The organism is Pontibacter mangrovi (assembly GCF_006385705.1).
In the GTDB taxonomy this organism is placed as follows: domain Bacteria; phylum Bacteroidota; class Bacteroidia; order Cytophagales; family Hymenobacteraceae; genus Pontibacter; species Pontibacter mangrovi.
Genome location: NZ_VFRQ01000010.1, coordinates 57,408 through 72,438, shown reverse-complemented (window position 1 = coordinate 72,438; position 15,031 = coordinate 57,408). Strand labels below are relative to the sequence as shown.

Here is a 15,031-nt window from a genome sequence, read left to right as displayed (position 1 = left end):
TTTAGGAGTTAGAGCGTTTAAGAGTTGTAGAGCTGCAATACTTTGCGGCTTACATAGTTAGAAGGTTAGAAAGTTGATGTGATGCTAAACTGGGAGGCAAACTCATCTTCACATCTCCAAATTTCCACATCTTCAAATCTTAAACCTTACTTTTGCAAAGATACCGAAATCAACAGAAAATATAGACGTGGCAACCATACAGCAAGTGCAGCAGCACATCCGGGAAAGTATAAAAGCGGCTTACCCCGAGCCCGAGGCGGGAAGTATAGCCCAACTGGTGCTGGAGCACGTGCTGCAGAAAAACCGCATGCATCTCATGCTGGCGCAGCAGGAGGAGGTAAGCCCGGCGCAGGAGGCGCAGCTAGCGCAGATGGTGCAGCGGCTACAGCGGCAGGAACCGGTGCAGTATGTGCTGGGCGTGGCGCACTTTTATGGCCTGGAGCTGCAGGTGGATGAGCGGGTGCTGATTCCGAGGCCGGAGACAGAGGAGCTGGTGGACCTGGTGCTGCGGGAGCACAAAGAGCAGCAGGGGCTGCAGGTGCTGGACATTTGCGCCGGGAGCGGCTGCATTCCGCTGGCGCTGGCGGCCAATTTGCCAAACGCTCAAGTCTACGGGCTGGAGGTGTCGGAGGGGGCGCTGGAGGTGGCGCGGGCCAACGCGGCCAAGTATAAACTGCCGGTGGAGTGGCTGCAGGCGGATATTTTTGAGCCGGTGCCAAGTATAAAACCCGCTTCACTGGACATCATCACGAGCAACCCGCCTTATGTGCTGGAGGAGGAAAAGCGGCAGATGCGGGAGAACGTGCTGCAGTATGAGCCGCACCTGGCCCTGTTCGTACCCGATCAGGACCCGCTGAAATACTACAGAAGAATAACCGAGGTGGCGCTGCAGCTACTGAAAAAAGGCGGCAAAGTATACTTCGAGATAAACGAGCGCTACGGGCAGGAGGTAAAGGAGCTGTTGCTGCAAACAGGCTTTGCCGAGGCGCAGGTCGTGGCGGATCTTTTCGGGAAAAACCGCATCGTGTGCGGCAAGAAGTAAGGTAGATGTTAAAATCAGCCTAAATTATCCGAAGTTAATGTTAAAATTGTACTTTTGTGGTAAATTTGGCTAAATGCGATTCCGCTGCTTTCCAAAAGAACAAGGAAGTGCAATGGAAAGTATAAATTGCCGTTTTGTTGTCAAAATGGCTGACTTAGCTATACTTGTAAAAACTGTAACAGATTTAAACTATACATATCGTGTACCAGGAAATACTCAACAAAGAAGCCAAACTTGCCGTGATTGGCTTAGGCTACGTAGGACTGCCTATTGCCCTTGCCTTCGCTAAAAAAGTAAAAGTGATCGGGTTCGATATCAACTCGAAGCGTGTGGAGATGATGCGCAATAACATCGACCCGAGCGGGGAGTTGGAGAGCAGCGAGTTTGAGGGTGCTGACATCGAGTTTACCGACAGTCTGGACGTGTTGCGCGAGGCAAAGTTCTTTATTGTGGCCGTGCCAACGCCAATAGATAACCACGCCCAGCCGGACCTGAAGCCGCTACTTTCTGCCTCTACCACGGTAGGTAAGGTGCTGAAGAAAGGTGATTTTGTGGTGTTTGAATCGACAGTATATCCTGGCTGCACGGAGGAGGATTGCGTGCCGGTGCTGGAGCGCGAGTCGGGCCTAAAGTTCGGCGTGGACTTTAAAGTAGGTTACTCTCCGGAGCGTATCAACCCAGGCGATAAGGAGCATACTCTGGCCAAGATCGTAAAGGTGGTTTCTGGCAGCGATGCGGAGTCGGCGGAGGAGATTGCGAAAGTATACGAGCTGGTGATTGATGCCGGCGTACACCGTGCTTCTTCCATTAAAGTGGCTGAGGCGGCAAAAGTAATCGAGAACACGCAGCGCGACCTCAACATCGCCCTGATGAACGAGCTGTCCATCATTTTCGACAGGATGAACATTAACACCTACGAAGTGCTGGAAGCTGCCGGTACCAAGTGGAACTTCCTGCGCTTCTCCCCGGGCCTGGTAGGCGGCCACTGCATCGGCGTGGACCCCTACTACCTGACCTACAAAGCAAAGGCGCTGGGCTACGATGCCAAAGTGATCCTGAGCGGCCGCACCACCAACGACACCATGGGCGCGCACATCGCCAACAAGCTGGTGAAGATGATGATCATGCGCGGCAAGAACATCTCGCAGACAAAGGTGCTGGTGATGGGCGCTACGTTTAAGGAGAACGTGGAGGACATCCGTAACTCGAAAGTAGTAGACGTGATCCGGGAGCTGCAGAGCTTTGGCGTGAACGTGGAGGTGGTAGACCCTTACGCTAACTCAGAGGAGCTGCAGCACGAGTATGGCTTTGGCCTGGTAGAGGAAGCCGGCAAAGACTACGACGCCGTGGTGGTGGCCGTGCCGCACAAAGCCTACATGGAGCTGGACGAGAGCTACTTCAAGTCGATCATGAACGGCAGCCCGATTCTGGTGGACCTGAAAGGCATCTTCCGCAGCAAAATTAAGGACATAGAATATACAAGCTTATAAACCTGTAGACAATTGGCAAAGGAAAAGATACTGGTAACCGGAGGCGCCGGCTACATCGGCTCCCACACCGTAGTGGAGCTGGTGGAGGCGGGCTATGAGCCGGTGATCATCGACAACTTCTCTAACTCCGAAGAGAGCGCACTGGAGGGTATCGCCGCCATACTTGGCCGCGAAATCCCGTGCCACCGCATCGACTGCACAGATACTGAGGCCCTGCGCCAGGTGTTTGAGCAGGAACAGAATGTTAAAGGCGTCATTCATTTTGCGGCCTATAAGGCGGTGGGCGAGTCGGTGTCGGAGCCGCTGAAATACTACCATAACAACGTGGGTTCGCTGGTGGCGCTGCTGCAGGTGATGGAGGAGTGTAAGGTGCCGAACCTGGTATTTTCCTCGTCGTGCACCGTGTATGGCATTCCGGACCAGCTGCCCGTAACCGAAGAAACACCGGTGCAGAAGGCGAACTCGCCGTACGGCAACACCAAAAAAGTATGCGAGGAGATCCTGACGGACCTAGCTAACAGCGGCAACAGCCACATCAAAGCCACAGCCCTGCGCTACTTTAACCCGATCGGGGCACACCCGACTGCCAAAATCGGAGAGCTGCCGCTGGGCGTGCCGAACAACCTGGTGCCATTCATTACTCAAACGGCCGCTGGCATACGTAAAGAGCTTACCGTGTTTGGCGATGACTATGACACGCCTGACGGCACCTGCATCCGCGATTACATCCATGTGGTGGACCTGGCCAAAGCCCATGTGGTGGCGGTAGAGCGTCTGCTGCAGGGTAAAGCTCAAAGTATAGAATTCTTTAACGTAGGCACTGGTACAGGTAATACCGTGTTAGAAGCCATTAAAGCTTTTGAAAAAGCATCCGGGCAGAAGCTGAACTATAAAGTAGGGCCGCGCCGCGCCGGTGATGTGCCAAAGATCTATGCCGACGTGACCAAATCAACCCAGGAACTGGGTTTTAAAACCACCAGTACCCTGGAGGAGGCCATGAAAAGCGCTTGGGATTGGCAAGTATCGCTTCAGAAAGAAAAAGTATAAGTATGAAAATATTGATTACGGGCGGAGCGGGCTTCATCGGCTCGCATGTGGTGCGCCTGTTCGTTACCAAATACCCGGAGTACCAGATCTACAACCTCGACAAGCTGACCTACGCGGGCAACCTGCAGAACCTGTCGGACATCGAGGACAAGGAGAACTATACTTTCCTGAAGGGCGACATCGTGGACGCGGGCTTCCTGGAGGAGATCTTCTCGGAGTATAAATTCGATGCCGTGATCCACCTGGCGGCCGAGTCGCACGTGGACCGCTCCATATCCGACCCGCTGGCTTTCGTGCAGACGAACGTCATCGGCACGGTGAACCTGCTGAATGCGGCCCGCAAGCATTGGGCGGAGGACCTGGGCAGGCACCTGTTCTACCACATCTCCACCGATGAGGTGTACGGCTCGCTGGGCGAGGACGGCCTGTTTACCGAGGAGACGGCCTACGACCCGCGTTCCCCATACTCTGCCTCCAAGGCCTCTTCGGACCATTTCGTGCGCGCCTGGTACCATACTTACGGGCTGCCGATCAAGATCTCCAACTGCTCGAACAACTACGGCCCGAACCACTTCCCTGAGAAGCTGATTCCGCTGGCGATCAACAATATCAAGAACGAGCGTCCGGTGCCCGTGTATGGCAAGGGTGAGAATGTGCGCGACTGGCTCTACGTGCTGGACCACGCCCGGGCCATCGACGTGATCTTCCATGAGGGCAGGGTGGGCGACACCTACAACATCGGCGGCGTGAACGAGTGGAAGAACCTGGACCTGATCCACTTGCTCTGCGACCAGATGGACGAGAAGCTGGGACGTGAGAAGGGGCATTCCAGAAAGCTCATCACCTTTGTGAAGGACCGCGCCGGCCACGACCTGCGCTACGCCATTGACTCCTCTAAGCTGATGGACGAACTGGGCTGGAAGCCGTCGGTGACATTTGAGCAGGGCCTGAGCAAGACTATAGACTGGTACCTGGAGAACCCGGAGTGGCTCGAGAACGTAACATCGGGCAACTACCAAAGTTATTACGAGCAACAGTACACGCATCGGTAAGTATAGATTCAGCAACAATATGTATGATTCCCCATTTCACGAACAGCCCCTCGACGGGCTGTCGTTTTTAGTAACAGGCGGTGCCGGCTTTATCGGCTCTAACCTGGTGGAGTACCTTCTGAAGTATAAGGCAGGCAAAGTGCGCGTGCTGGACAACTTCTCCAACGGCTACCGCAAGAATATTGAGGAGTTCCTGGATAACCCGGCTTTCGAGCTGGTGGAGGGCGACATCCGCAACGTGCAGACTTGCATGGACGCCTGCCAGGGTATGGACGTGGTGCTGCACCAGGCGGCGCTGGGCTCGGTGCCTAGAAGCATCAACGACCCGATCACGAGCAACGACGTGAACGTGGGCGGCTTTGTGAACATGCTCACCGCGGCCAAAGAGAATAACATCAAGCGCTTTGTATACGCGGCTTCTTCCTCTACCTACGGAGACAGCAAGGAGCTGCCGAAGGTGGAGGACCGCATCGGAAAGCCGCTCTCGCCTTACGCCGTGACCAAGTACGCCAATGAGCTGTACGCCGATGTGTTCGGCAAGACCTACGGCATGGAGATCATCGGGCTGCGCTACTTCAACATCTTCGGCCCAAAGCAGGACCCGAACGGTGCCTATGCGGCCGTGATACCTTTGTTCATCGACGCGCTGATCCACAACCGCCCGCCGAAAATCAACGGCGACGGGGGGCAGACGCGTGACTTCACCTTTGTGGAGAACTGCGTAGAGGCCAATATTAGAGCAGCGCTGGTGGAGAACCCGGAGGCGGTGAACCAGGTCTACAACATTGCCGTGGGCGACCGCACCTCGCTGCTGCAGATGTATAACATCCTGAAAGAGACCGCCGGGGCTGACGTGGAGCCGGTGCATGGTCCCGACCGCGCAGGCGACATTCGCGACAGCCTGGCCGATATCTCCAAGGCGCAGCGCCTCCTCAAGTATGATCCGCAGGTACGAATAGAGGAGGGGTTGCAGCGCACCTTCGACTGGTTCAAGAACAACCAAGAGTTTATCTACAGAGACACCAAAGCCGCCACGGCGGAGTAACAAAAGTATAAAAGGAGATGAAGGGAATCATATTGGCCGGGGGCTCGGGCACCCGGCTGCACCCGCTGACGCTGGCGGTGAGCAAGCAGCTCATGCCGGTCTACGACAAGCCGATGATCTACTACCCGCTGTCCACGCTGATGCTGGCCGGCATTAGGGAGATCCTCATCATCTCCACGCCGCACGACCTGCCCATGTTCGAGCGCCTGCTAGGCGACGGCTCCCGCATCGGCTGCAGGTTCAGCTACAAGGTGCAGGAAGAGCCCAACGGGCTGGCGCAGGCCTTCGTGATCGGGGAGGAGTTCATCGGAGAGGACAAGGTGGCCCTGGTATTGGGCGACAACATCTTCTACGGCTCGGGCATGAGCAAGCTCCTGCAGGCCAACAGTGACCCCGACGGCGGGGTGATCTACGCCTACCACGTGCACGACCCGGAGCGCTACGGGGTGGTGGAGTTCGACCGGGAGATGAAGGCCGTCTCCATCGAGGAGAAGCCCGCAGAGCCCAAGTCGAGCTACGCCGTGCCGGGGCTGTACTTCTACGACAACGACGTGGTGAGTATAGCCAAGAGCCTGCAGCCCAGCGAGAGGGGCGAGTACGAGATCACGGACGTGAACAAAGAGTACCTGCGCAGGGGCAAGCTGAAGGTGGGTGTGCTCAACCGCGGCACCGCCTGGCTCGATACGGGCACGATCCAGTCGCTGATGCAGGCGGCCACGTTTGTGCAGGTGGTGGAGGAGCGGCAGGGCCTGAAGATCGGCTGCATCGAGGAAGTGGCCTGGCGCATGGGCTTCATCAACGATGAGCAATTAAGGCAAGCCGCTGAGCCACTGAGGAAAAGCGGCTACGGCGAGTACCTGCTCCGCATGCTAAAAGAGAAACGATAGAGTATAAGAGGCTGCCGTAAGGTGGCCTTTTTTATTGGTATCCTACACCACAAACCCCAGCAGAAGCCCGGAAAGGATGAGCACAGGCGCCGGGATGCGGGTAAACATGAGCAGGCTAAAGGTGGCTATCACGATACTGAAGTTTAGCAAGGTGCTCTCGATGGGGTGAAAGAGAAGTATGGCCGCGGCCACCACCATGCCGGAACTCACAGCACTGATGCCCTCGAGCGAGGCGCGGATAACGCGGTATTTTTTCAGCTCATCCCAAAACCGGATGACAAAGAAGATAAGGAACGTGCCCGGCAAAAAGATGCCTACGGTGGCTACAAACGACCCTAAAAACTGACCGGCAATGCCGTAATCGCGCATGGCCAGGTTGCCTACAAAAGAAGTAAAAGAAAAGGTTGGCCCCGGCAGCGCCTGTGCGATGGCGTAGCCGGAAAGAAATTCCTCCCCTGTTAAATACTTTTTAAAGTCCACAAACTCGGTGTAAAGCAGCGGGATGAGCACCTGGCCCCCACCAAACACCAGGCTGCCGTTACGGTAGAAGTTCTCGAAAAGGCGCACCGGCAACGACGAAGTATAAGCACCCAGCAAGGCCGCCGTAATCAGCACAGCCACAAAAAGTATAAAGTTGGCCCACTCTATGTGCAGGTGCTTGTCCTTCTCGCGGGGGTGCTGCTTAAACCGCAGCGCGGTAACGGCGCCCCCGGCTATCAGCAGGGCCGGGAACACCCAAGGCGAGTGGAAGAAGTAAGCAAGTATGGCTGAGACCACCATCAGGGAGACAGCGGTTTTTGTGTGCACTACTTTAGAGCTGATCATATAAGCGGCATAGGCTACAAAGCCCACCGCCATGGGCTGCACAATCCGGAGGAAGCCAAGCGAGATGCCTTGCCCTTGCAAATAGGAGATAGTGACAGCGGCAATGCCCATAATGGTGGCGGCCGGCGTTATCCAGACGAGCAGGGTGAGGTAGGCCAGGTTAGGCCCCCCGATCTTAAACCCGATGGCTGTAAGCGTTTGCGTGGAGGTAGGGCCGGGAAGGATGGAGCAAAGCGCGTTCAGCTCTATCAGCTCCTGCTCGGTAAGGTAGCGCCGCTTCTCCACCAGCAGCTTAAACATCATGGCAATATGCGCCTGTGGCCCGCCAAAAGCGGTAAGGGCCAGTAGCAATACGTCTTTCAGAAAGATGTAGTAGCGCAAGCTCATGATGGCATAAAAATAAAAAAAGAGAGACAGCAAAAAAGCCATCTCTCTATCTATGTTTACTTATCCAGCATTACAGGTTCCGGTTTAAGCCTTTTTCAGGCCTAGCTCTACCAGGCGCTCGTTCAGGTACTCACCAGCGGTGGCATCTGGGTACGCCTTTGGGTTCTGCTCGTCTATGCAGCTCTCCAGACAGGTCAGGTCCATTTCGGAGCGTGGGTGCATAAAGAACGGGATAGAGAAGCGGGAAGTATGCATCAGCTCGCGCGGCGGGTTTACCACACGGTGGATGGTAGACTTTAGCTTATTGTTTGTCAGGCGGGCCAGCATGTCGCCTACATTCACCACCACCTGTTCCGGCAGGGCCGTAATCGGAATCCACTGGCCATCGCGGCGAAGCACTTGTAGGCCGTCGGCGCTGGCGCCCATCAGCAGCGTGATCAGGTTAATGTCGCCGTGCTCGGCAGCGCGAACCGCGTCGGCAGGCACGCTGTCCGGGTTCTCGATCGGGAAGTAGTGGATAGGGCGCAGAATGCTGTTGCCATACTTTACCTTCTCGTCGAAGTAATCTTCCTGCAGCCCCAGGTGGATAGCGATGGCGCGCAGCACCTGCTTGCCGGCTGCCTCCAGCTTTCGGTAAGCCTCCAGGGTAGCCTCTTTAAAGGCCGGCACTTCCTCCGGGAAAATGTTCTCCGGGTATTCTTCTTTAATCGGGTCTGAGTCCGGGATGTCGCTCAGCTCCTGCCCCACATGGAAAAACTCCTTCAGGTCGCCGGTGTTAAATCCTTTTGCTTTTTCTTTTCCCTTGCCCACATAGCCACGCTGGCCGGCAAGTTCAGGGTTTTCATACTTTTGTTTTACCTCGTCGGGCAAGGCAAAAAAATCTTTGGTGGCAGCGTAAAGCTTTTGGGTAAGCTCGTCGCTAAGGCCATGATTACGCAAGGCAATAAAGCCGATGTTCTGATAGGCCTCACCTAGCTTTTGTACAAACTGAGCCTTTCTTGCCGCATCTCCAGATGTGAAATCCGCTAAGTCTAAAGAAGGGATTTCATCAAATAAAATCTCGCTCATATATAATTTTTCGCGTATACTTTATCGTGATATTCACGTACTTCGCAATATACAAAGAATTATTACTAAATTAGCTTCATTGCTAACCTAACGAAAGATACATGAAAAAAACGTACCTATTGCTGGCTTCAACCCTTATGCTAGGCTTTACGGCCTGTGATACAGCACGCCAGACACAGGAAGCAGAAAACCAAACGCCTGCCGAATCGACTGTAGTGGGTGGGCCAACCCCTGCAGGGGCTGTGATGACGAAGAATGGCCTGAGTGTGTATGCCTTCGATAACTCACAGAAATACCCTGAGTCGCAGCTGCGCCTGAACACGCCGCCGGCCGGAGGCGTGGTGGAGCCGGGCCCGGTTCAGTTCGACTACTCGCTGTCTAACTTTGAGCTGACGCGCATGACGCCGCACTCTAACGCCGAGCACATGGCCAACTCGCAGCAAGGGCAGCACATCCATAACATTGTTGATAACCAGCCATACACGGCTCATTACGAAACGGAGTTCACCAAAGACATTCCGGAGGGCGAGCACGTGATCCTGTCGTTCATTTCTCGTTCTTACCACGAGAGCCTGAAGCACAAAGGCGCCTACGACTTGCGCAAAATTACAGTGGGCCGCCCCACCGAGTCGCTGGACTTTGACCTGAACGCGCCGCACATGTTCTACAGCCGTCCGAAAGGCGAGTATGTAGGCCCGAACGAGACTGGCAAGGTGATGCTGGACTTCTACCTGGTGAACACGGACCTGTCGCCGAGCGGCAACAAAGTACGCGCCACCATCAACGGCACCGAGTTTATGCTCGATCGCTGGATGCCATACATCATGGAAGGCTTGCCGATGGGGGAGAACAAAATTAAACTGGAGCTGATAGACAACAGCGGCAACGTAATTCCGGGGCCATACAACACCGTGGAGAGAACGTTTACGCTGAAAGCGCAATAAGCCGTTTCTTGGTAAAGTATAAAGTCCCGCCCCGGCATAGCAGAGGCGGGACTTTTAGTTTCTTGCTGAAGAAGAAAGTATAAATGCCGTTTTGTGCAATCGTTTGAAGTATGGAAAAGTAAAGGATAAGCCATGGATGTGAAATCAACAGGAATTCTTTTGCTACTGCTCTTGATAGCTGCCGGCTGCGCTACAAAGAGCCCTCTTAATACTTCTAAAGGCAAAGAAGTGCTGATGGAGCAGCGCGATGTGAGTCTCTACCGTAGAACACCTAAAGTATGGCCGGCAAAGGGAAAGGTTATCGCTACGTCAGATGAGCTGATTTTTGTTCCCTCACCATACTTTGGAGGGCTATACATTAACGGGAAAGACAGCACCCACATCAGCTTAAGCGAAATAAAAGATTTTCGGAAGGAAGGCTGGATGCTGCTGTTCCCGTTCGGCGCAAAGCTGATAACCGATGCCGATACAACGTATGATTTCATTAGCGTGAGGCGTAACGAGCTCATCCAAAGTATAAACCAGGCAAAGGTGAGCAAGTAAAGCAATTATACCATCATCAAATCAGCCGTGCGTATCCATTAGTAGTGCCCTCGTCCCGGATCCCTTCGGGATGTGATTTGTAACGAGGCTACCAGCCATGTTACGCAAGTATAAAAGTCTAATTACCGGCGGACAGAGGCCGTGGGGATGTTTACAAGCTCCATTGCTTTGATTTTTTGTAACAGGGATTAACTCAACAAGATGTAGTTGTAATTCATGTAGATAACTTAAAGGAGATAACTATGGCACAATCCGTTTTGCTAAAAAGCTTTCTGCTGTTATACATGCTGTTGTTGGCCGCAACAGGCTTTGCCGCCGACCCCAAGCCGCTGGAGATAGGGGCACCGGCGCCTGATTTCAGTCTGCCGGGCACAGACGGTAAAACCTACACGCTGAAGAGCTTTGCCGACGCCAAGGTGCTTGCCATTATATTCACCTGCAACCACTGCCCCACAGCGCAGGCGTACGAGGACCGTATCATTGCCTTAGCCAAAGATTACAAAGACAAAGGAGTTGCCGTGGTAGCGGTATCGCCCAACGACCCGGAGGCCGTGAGCCTCGACGAACTGGGCTACAGCGATATGGGCGACAGCTTTGAGGAGATGAAAGTGCGGGCAAAGGAAAAAGGGTATAACTTCCCATACCTGTATGATGGCGAAACGCAGAAAATGTCGTTGGCGTACGGGCCGGCTGCCACGCCGCACGTGTTCCTTTTCGACCAGCAGCGCAAGCTGCAGTACAACGGCAGGCTCGACGGCTCCGAGAAACCGGGCTCTGCCAATGCCGAGGATACGCGTAAAGCGCTGGATGCCCTGCTCGCGGGTAAGCCGGTGCCTGTTGCCAAAACAAAGACGTTTGGATGCTCTATAAAATGGGCTGATAAAAGAGTGCTGGCCGAGCGGGCAAGGGAGCAGTGGGCGAAAGAAGAGGTGACACTGGAGCTGATTGACGAACCGGCCCTAAAGGCCCTGCTGCAAAACGACACGGATAAAGTGCGCCTGGTAAACGTATGGGCTACCTGGTGCGGCCCCTGCGTGCAGGAGCTGCCAGACTTTGTCGCCATCAACCGGATGTACCGCAACCGCGATTTCGAGTTCATCACCATCAGCGCCGACAAGCCCGACAAAAAGGACAAGGCGCTGGAGGCCCTGAAAAAACTGGAGGCCTCCAACAAAAACTACCTCTTTAACTCCGAAGACAAGTATAAGCTAATCGAAGCCATCGACCCGGAGTGGCAGGGCGCCTTGCCCTACACGCTGCTGATAGAGCCAGGGGGCAAGGTGCTCTACCGCAAACAAGGCTCCATTGTGCCATCCGAGATGAAGAAGATTATCGTGGAGAAAATCGGGCGGTACTATTAAGCTTTTCTAAGAAATTAACCTTGAGAAAGGGCTATAAAGCTACATCATACATCAAGAACAAAACCTCACAAGCACTATTATAAAGCAACTGCGGCCGCTCCAAAGTATGAAGCGGCCGCAGCTGTTGAAGTATAGATCTAATCTTACTCTTTCGGTCGGTTAGGAGCGTTGCTGCCGCCCTGGTTGGGGTTGGCGATGTTGTTGCGCATATCAGTGTCAGACTGGATGTTCTGCATACGGTAATAGTCCATAATGCCGAGGTTGCCGCTACGGAAAGCCGCCGCGATGGCCTGTGGCACCTCTACCTCCGCCTGAATCACGTTGGCGCGGGCTTCCTGGGCCTTGGCTTTCATTTCCTGCTCCACGGCCACGGCCATGGCGCGGCGCTCTTCGGCCTTCGCCTCAGCCACTTTCAGGTCAGCGTTGGCCTGGTCTATCTGCAGCTTGGCACCGATGTTCTCGCCCACATCCACATCGGCAATGTCAATGGAAAGGATCTCGTAGGCAGTGCCGGCATCCAGGCCTTTCTGCAGCACCAGTTTCGAGATGATGTCGGGGTTCTCAAGCACCACTTTATGTGAGCCAGACGAGCCGATGGAGGTTACGATACCCTCGCCAACACGGGCAAGTATGGTTTCCTCGCCGGCACCACCCACCAACTGCATAATGTTGGCACGCACGGTAACACGGGCCTTGGCGATGAGCTGAATACCGTCCTGCGCCACGGCAGCCACGTTCGGGGTGTTGATCACTTTAGGGTTAACCGAAGTGGTTACAGCCTCGAACACGTTACGGCCGGCCAGGTCGATGGCCGTGGCCTGCTTAAACGAGAGCGGGATGTTGGCTTTGTCGGCAGAGATAAGCGCCTTGATCACGTTGGGCACGTTGCCACCGGCCAGGTAGTGCGTCTCCAGCTCGGTAGTGGTTACGTCTATGCCCGCTTTGGTAGCGTTGATCATCGAGTTAACGATAAGGCTTGGCGGCACCTTCCGGATACGCATGAACACCAGCTCCAGCAGGCCCACGCGCACGCCAGAGAACAGGGCCGTGATCCAGAGGCTGATCGGCACGAAGTATAAAAAGATGATGAGCAGGATAATACCGCCTGCTATCAGGAAAATAGGGGTAAGGTTTTCCATCTGGTTTTTAAGGTTAGGAGATTGCTTCTACGATGATTTTATTCTGTGTAAGCTTGATGATGCGCACGGGAGTGCTGGGAGCCAGGAACTCGCCCTGCGTCTGCACCTCGTGGTGCAGGTCGTTAAAGAGGGCCGTGCCTTGCGGCCGCAGCGCCGAAACAGTTCGCCCTTCCTGGCCCACTGCCAGCGTATGCTGATACTCTTCGTTCACATGGCTTTTGTTCTGCTCTTTCAGGGCAAAGCGCGCCCAGCTGTCGGAGCGAAAGCTGTAAAAGAACGCCACTCCGCCTATTAGCACCGTGGCAGCCAGTATGATGTGGCCGGTAGCGGTGCCCAGCGCCGCATAGCCTATCCAAATGCCAATGGCCGTAAGTATAAACCCTGCGACACCCACCACGGTAGTGCCCGGCACAAAAATCAGCTCCACAATAATCAGCAGCAGGCCAATACCGATGAGCGCTAAAACAGTAATCCAATCCAGAAGCATAGGGCGAGGCGTTATAGTGTACAATATAGCAAAATCTTCATGATTAGTAAGTATTGTTGCCGGAACAAAGTATAAGCCTGCCCAAAACAAGAGCGCCACCTCCGGTCAGGGAAGTGGCGCTCTTGAAAGTATAGCCGTTGCCGCAGGGTACGAATAACCGCTAACGGGCAACGAGAAGCGAGGTATTAGTACGCCTTGGCAAAGTATACGCGGCGCTTGCTTGGCTTGCCGGTCAGCATGTCCACGCCGTCTTCCTCTGGCGTGTTCAGGGCGATGCAGCGGATCGTGGCCTTGGTCTCCTCTTTTATGCGCTCCTCCGTTTCCGGGGTGCCGTCCCAGTGGGCAAGCACAAAGCCGCCTTTGGTCTCCAGCACCTCTTTAAACTCCTCGTAAGAGTCTACCTTGGTGGTGTTCTCCTCCCGGAACGTCAGGGCCTTGTTGTAGATATTCTCCTGGATCTCGTTGAGCAGGGCCGGAATGTAATCTGCCAGCGTGGCGAACTGCTGCGTGCTTTTCTCCTTGGTGTCGCGGCGGGCCACCTCGGCGGTGCCGTTCTCCAGGTCGCGGGCACCGATGGCGATGCGCACCGGCACACCCTTCAGCTCCCACTCGGCAAACTTAAAGCCAGGGCGCTCGGTGTCGCGGTTGTCAAACTTCACGCTGATGCCTTTGGCCAGCAGCTCGCGCTTCAGCTGATTCACTTTCTCCGTGATTTGTGCCAGCTGCTCCTCGCCTTTGTAGATCGGTACGATCACCACCTGGATAGGAGCCAGCTTTGGAGGCAGTACCAGGCCTTCGTCATCAGAGTGGGCCATCACCAGCGCACCCATCAAACGCGTGCTTACGCCCCAGGAGGTGCCCCATACGTGCTCCAGTCCGCCATCTTTGGTCGCATACTTCACATCAAAGGCCTTGGCAAAGTTCTGCCCTAAAAAGTGCGAAGTGCCGGCCTGCAGGGCCTTTCCGTCCTGCATCAAGCCTTCTATGCAGTAGGTCTCCAGGGCGCCGGCGAAGCGCTCGTTTGGTGTTTTAAGGCCACGGATCACCGGCAGAGCCAGGTATTGCTCGGCAAAGGTGGCGTATACTTCCAGCATCTGCTCGGTTTCGGCAACAGCCTCCTCAGCGGTGGCGTGCGCGGTATGGCCTTCCTGCCACAGGAACTCCGCTGTGCGCAGGAACAGGCGCGTACGCATCTCCCAGCGCACCACATTGGCCCACTGGTTTATCAGCAAAGGCAGGTCGCGGTAGCTCTGTATCCAGTTTTTGTAGGTGTTCCAGATCACGGCCTCCGAGGTGGGGCGTACGATCAGTTCCTCCTCCAGCCTGGCGCTCGGGTCCACGCGCAGCTTGCCGGCCTTATCCGGGTCGGTTTGCAGGCGGTAGTGGGTTACCACGGCACACTCTTTGGCAAAGCCCTCGGCGTTCTGCTCCTCGGCCTCAAACAAGCTTTTGGGCACAAACAGCGGGAAGTATGCGTTCTCGTGGCCTGTTGCCTTAAACATGTCGTCCAGCACGCGCTGCATCTTCTCCCAGATAGCGAACCCGTACGGCTTGATCACCATGCACCCGCGCACGGCTGAGTTCTCCGCCAGGCCCGCCTTCTTCACCAGCTCGTTATACCACAGCGAGTAATCGTCGCTTCTTTTTGGTAACCCTTTGCTCATTTTTAAATTGTTTATCTTTTATATCTGATTTAAATTATTTTGGAACAGAT

Annotated in this window: 14 protein-coding genes; 9 read left to right on the top strand and 5 right to left on the bottom strand. The window is 54.8% G+C overall.

The features are described 5' to 3' along the window. The first annotated feature begins 187 nt into the window (after nt 1–187). The 6 genes from prmC (at nt 188) to rfbA (ending at nt 6,563) form a co-directional block, all read left to right on the top strand. On the top strand, nt 188–1,042 hold the full coding sequence (gene prmC / locus FJM65_RS16785) for a peptide chain release factor N(5)-glutamine methyltransferase (RefSeq protein WP_140622783.1): 855 nt from the start codon (nt 188–190) through the stop codon (nt 1,040–1,042). 200 nt (nt 1,043–1,242) lie between these two features. Next, nucleotides 1,243–2,532 carry a nucleotide sugar dehydrogenase gene (locus FJM65_RS16780; protein WP_140622781.1) on the top strand — a complete coding sequence of 430 codons (1,290 nt, stop codon included), beginning with the start codon at nt 1,243–1,245 and terminating at the stop codon, nt 2,530–2,532. Between the two features lie 12 nt (nt 2,533–2,544). Further along, a complete protein-coding gene (gene galE, locus FJM65_RS16775; protein WP_140622780.1) occupies nt 2,545–3,579 on the top strand; it encodes a UDP-glucose 4-epimerase GalE in 1,035 nt (344 codons plus the stop codon). 2 nt (nt 3,580–3,581) lie between these two features. Then, entirely contained in the window at nt 3,582–4,631 is a 1,050-nt protein-coding gene (rfbB, locus tag FJM65_RS16770; RefSeq protein WP_140622778.1) for a dTDP-glucose 4,6-dehydratase, read from the top strand. Nucleotides 4,632–4,650: 19 nt separating this feature from the next. After that, nucleotides 4,651–5,676 (top strand): SDR family oxidoreductase, encoded by a 1,026-nt coding sequence (locus tag FJM65_RS16765; protein ID WP_140622776.1) that lies wholly within the window; start codon nt 4,651–4,653, stop codon nt 5,674–5,676. Nucleotides 5,677–5,693: 17 nt separating this feature from the next. Beyond that, nucleotides 5,694–6,563: a glucose-1-phosphate thymidylyltransferase RfbA gene (rfbA, locus tag FJM65_RS16760; protein ID WP_140622774.1), complete on the top strand. Its 870-nt coding sequence runs from the start codon at nt 5,694–5,696 to the stop codon at nt 6,561–6,563. Between the two features lie 42 nt (nt 6,564–6,605). On the opposite strand, the gene chrA is transcribed toward rfbA, so the two are convergent. Together chrA and FJM65_RS16750 are read right to left on the bottom strand one after the other, a co-directional pair. Further along, nucleotides 6,606–7,775, bottom strand: coding sequence for a chromate efflux transporter (gene chrA / locus FJM65_RS16755; RefSeq protein ID WP_140622918.1), 1,170 nt, complete (start codon nt 7,773–7,775; stop codon nt 6,606–6,608). 84 nt (nt 7,776–7,859) lie between these two features. Next, nucleotides 7,860–8,843, bottom strand: a complete 984-nt coding sequence (locus FJM65_RS16750) for an isopenicillin N synthase family dioxygenase (RefSeq protein WP_140622772.1) — start codon at nt 8,841–8,843, stop codon at nt 7,860–7,862. 101 nt (nt 8,844–8,944) lie between these two features. On the opposite strand from FJM65_RS16750, the gene FJM65_RS16745 reads away from it, so the two are divergent. From FJM65_RS16745 to FJM65_RS16735, 3 genes are all read left to right on the top strand, one after another. Next, the gene (locus FJM65_RS16745) at nt 8,945–9,787 is read left to right on the top strand and encodes a hypothetical protein (RefSeq protein WP_140622770.1); all 843 of its coding nucleotides are present in this window, start codon (nt 8,945–8,947) and stop codon (nt 9,785–9,787) included. A gap of 132 nt (nt 9,788–9,919) precedes the next feature. Further along, nucleotides 9,920–10,330 carry a hypothetical protein gene (locus tag FJM65_RS16740; RefSeq protein ID WP_140622768.1) on the top strand — a complete coding sequence of 137 codons (411 nt, stop codon included), beginning with the start codon at nt 9,920–9,922 and terminating at the stop codon, nt 10,328–10,330. A 242-nt stretch (nt 10,331–10,572) separates the two neighbouring features. Further along, nucleotides 10,573–11,691 carry a redoxin family protein gene (locus FJM65_RS16735; protein ID WP_140622766.1) on the top strand — a complete coding sequence of 373 codons (1,119 nt, stop codon included), beginning with the start codon at nt 10,573–10,575 and terminating at the stop codon, nt 11,689–11,691. Nucleotides 11,692–11,834: 143 nt separating this feature from the next. On the opposite strand, the gene floA is transcribed toward FJM65_RS16735, so the two are convergent. The 3 genes from floA to proS form a co-directional block, all read right to left on the bottom strand. Then, nucleotides 11,835–12,830 carry a flotillin-like protein FloA gene (gene floA / locus FJM65_RS16730; RefSeq protein ID WP_140622764.1) on the bottom strand — a complete coding sequence of 332 codons (996 nt, stop codon included), beginning with the start codon at nt 12,828–12,830 and terminating at the stop codon, nt 11,835–11,837. A 13-nt stretch (nt 12,831–12,843) separates the two neighbouring features. Next, nucleotides 12,844–13,317, bottom strand: a complete 474-nt coding sequence (locus tag FJM65_RS16725; protein ID WP_140622762.1) for an NfeD family protein — start codon at nt 13,315–13,317, stop codon at nt 12,844–12,846. A 185-nt stretch (nt 13,318–13,502) separates the two neighbouring features. Further along, nucleotides 13,503–14,981, bottom strand: coding sequence for a proline--tRNA ligase (proS, locus tag FJM65_RS16720; protein WP_140622760.1), 1,479 nt, complete (start codon nt 14,979–14,981; stop codon nt 13,503–13,505). Nucleotides 14,982–15,031 lie beyond the last annotated feature (50 nt).

Bases quoted from the DNA above. Each gene is read 5' to 3' on its own strand.
- FJM65_RS16725 (WP_140622762.1), bottom strand. From the start codon at position 13,317: ATGCTTCTGGATTGGATTACTGTTTTAGCGCTCATCGGTATTGGCCTG.
- proS (WP_140622760.1), bottom strand. From the start codon at position 14,981: ATGAGCAAAGGGTTACCAAAAAGAAGCGACGATTACTCGCTGTGGTAT.
- FJM65_RS16740 (WP_140622768.1), top strand. From the start codon at position 9,920: ATGGATGTGAAATCAACAGGAATTCTTTTGCTACTGCTCTTGATAGCT.
- floA (WP_140622764.1), bottom strand. From the start codon at position 12,830: ATGGAAAACCTTACCCCTATTTTCCTGATAGCAGGCGGTATTATCCTG.
- FJM65_RS16745 (WP_140622770.1), top strand. From the start codon at position 8,945: ATGAAAAAAACGTACCTATTGCTGGCTTCAACCCTTATGCTAGGCTTT.
- FJM65_RS16735 (WP_140622766.1), top strand. From the start codon at position 10,573: ATGGCACAATCCGTTTTGCTAAAAAGCTTTCTGCTGTTATACATGCTG.
- rfbB (WP_140622778.1), top strand. From the start codon at position 3,582: ATGAAAATATTGATTACGGGCGGAGCGGGCTTCATCGGCTCGCATGTG.
- FJM65_RS16750 (WP_140622772.1), bottom strand. From the start codon at position 8,843: ATGAGCGAGATTTTATTTGATGAAATCCCTTCTTTAGACTTAGCGGAT.
- rfbA (WP_140622774.1), top strand. From the start codon at position 5,694: ATGAAGGGAATCATATTGGCCGGGGGCTCGGGCACCCGGCTGCACCCG.
- chrA (WP_140622918.1), bottom strand. From the start codon at position 7,775: ATGAGCTTGCGCTACTACATCTTTCTGAAAGACGTATTGCTACTGGCC.
- FJM65_RS16765 (WP_140622776.1), top strand. From the start codon at position 4,651: ATGTATGATTCCCCATTTCACGAACAGCCCCTCGACGGGCTGTCGTTT.